Below are 1,708 nucleotides of genomic sequence, written 5' to 3' on the forward strand. Positions count from 1 at the left end.
GCTATTTATTGTACAAAAATCAATCATTCTATATTAAAAATGGTTTATTGATGCAAGAGGGTAGTATTATACCGTTAATAGTTATGATGCTCAATTTCTTGATCAAATATTTTCTAAATGTAGTACTTGCCACTCGACCAATACTTTACAATGATTTCCGATTTAATATTTTCTATGGGTGTATTTGTGGTTTTACTATTGGCCTTTTCTTTGGCGGTATTTTTAAGACTATGCAAGTTAAGAAACAATTAAGCGTTCGTAAATAAAGGTATTTTATTTAAAACAATTCTTACCTCGATTTTCATCATTAATCTAATTTAAAATTTAAGTGCAATACTAATCAACTAGATCTTTCAAGCTAGGCACGAAGGGCAATGAAGGCTTGTCCATATTAAGGACAAAACTAATTATTATCAATCCCAAAAGCCCAAACAGTTATGTGTGAACTGTCAAATTCAGATTATCCCACTATACAAGTATTAATGTCTTGATGGGTGGATTATTATCTATAATATTTTGTTGGACTTTATGCTTAGGGGCGTTTATTTAATGATGAGAACATTTTATCATTACCGTCTTATTGTCGTTATGCTGTCTGGCCCGTCTATGTAGCACTGTTATGTCGTGGATTCTAAGCTTGTTATTATCTCCACCAGGGGGCGATGATATAGTCATCAAAGACAAGTATGGATGAAAGAGTATTTAATATGTTTGGAAAAGACAAAGCCGAAAACAGATTCCGTATAATTTCCAATGAATTAATGGAAACAAAGCAAAATGTAGATATCATTGTTGATAAAGAAACCAAGGTCCAGTACTTAGTCATATCCCAAGGTGGTTCAATGGGTGATGTCGGTGGAACAGTGCTTGTTGATAAAGATGGGACGCCATTATTAGCTGGAAAAGATTAGAAAATGTCAGCTGTGTAGAAAGCAACTATTACTATAAATAATATTAGACCTCGCTTGGTGTGAGTGGACACCCTTTAATTTATTTGAGTATTGAAAAAATGGTTGGATCAGTGATGATTCAGCCATTTTTGATAATTATTTAGATTAATGGAGTCTTAGGGTTAACAGCTTTTAGATTAAATCGCCTAATCGGGATAGTTATAAGGAAAATTATTTTGACGAATGTGCTATTGAACATATGCTAAAATTTTGAATTTATTCAAGATTACCAACTGGACTTAAATAATTTAGTTTCTGATAATGACGATTATATCCTTTGGTTAAATAACCTTGTCAGATACGACCGTATCTTGAAGAATTACCCTTTGGGGTTACAATGTATGCGGCATAATACAGACTTTTATGGCCACCATGAAGGTAAGTTTGCTTGGTTAAAGCCGAAAGATAGGAATTAGGGAAATCTTTCAAATTGTAAGGGACCTTGGTGTGCTCTTTATTCCAAACATACACATTCTTGTTTTTATACTGATTTTTAACATGGAGAATACCGTTGTTATTGAATGAATTAAGCGTTTTATAGGTATTAACATGCTTACTGGCGATTATTTGATAGTTGGAATTGCTTTTAGCATTCGCCTGATTTCCAATTAAGCAGGTTAAACCGGTGATCAAACTATATACGGATAAAATGATGATTAAATATTTTTTCATGTTTTTCTTCCTTATTATTTTAAGTATATCAAAGTTAAATTATAGGATTAAAAAAGAAAAAGCCCTTCCTGAGTAAGGAAGGGGTG

The 1,708-nt window shown here is 32.4% G+C and carries 2 protein-coding genes and 1 pseudogene; 2 read left to right on the forward strand and 1 reads right to left on the reverse strand.

The window, feature by feature from the left end:
* Positions 1–266, forward strand: a pseudogene (locus HMPREF0519_RS14080) (DUF1453 domain-containing protein); the annotation flags it as partial.
* A 441-nt stretch (positions 267–707) separates the two neighbouring features.
* Positions 708–911, forward strand: a complete 204-nt coding sequence (locus tag HMPREF0519_RS07580; protein WP_225429196.1) for a DUF6440 family protein — start codon at positions 708–710, stop codon at positions 909–911.
* 333 nt (positions 912–1,244) lie between these two features.
* Here HMPREF0519_RS07580 and HMPREF0519_RS07585 read toward each other — a convergent pair whose 3' ends face one another.
* Complete coding sequence (locus HMPREF0519_RS07585) at positions 1,245–1,622, reverse strand: hypothetical protein (RefSeq protein WP_003635213.1); 378 nt, start codon at positions 1,620–1,622, stop codon at positions 1,245–1,247.
* Between the last annotated feature and the right edge of the window lie 86 nt (positions 1,623–1,708).

This window comes from Lentilactobacillus hilgardii DSM 20176 = ATCC 8290 (assembly GCF_000159315.1).
Taxonomy (GTDB): domain Bacteria; phylum Bacillota; class Bacilli; order Lactobacillales; family Lactobacillaceae; genus Lentilactobacillus; species Lentilactobacillus hilgardii.

What these genes read in the sequence shown, in the direction of transcription:
- HMPREF0519_RS07580 (WP_225429196.1), top strand. Translation starts at nt 708, where the DNA reads ATGTTTGGAAAAGACAAAGCCGAAAACAGATTCCGTATAATTTCCAAT.
- HMPREF0519_RS07585 (WP_003635213.1), bottom strand. Translation starts at nt 1,622, where the DNA reads ATGAAAAAATATTTAATCATCATTTTATCCGTATATAGTTTGATCACC.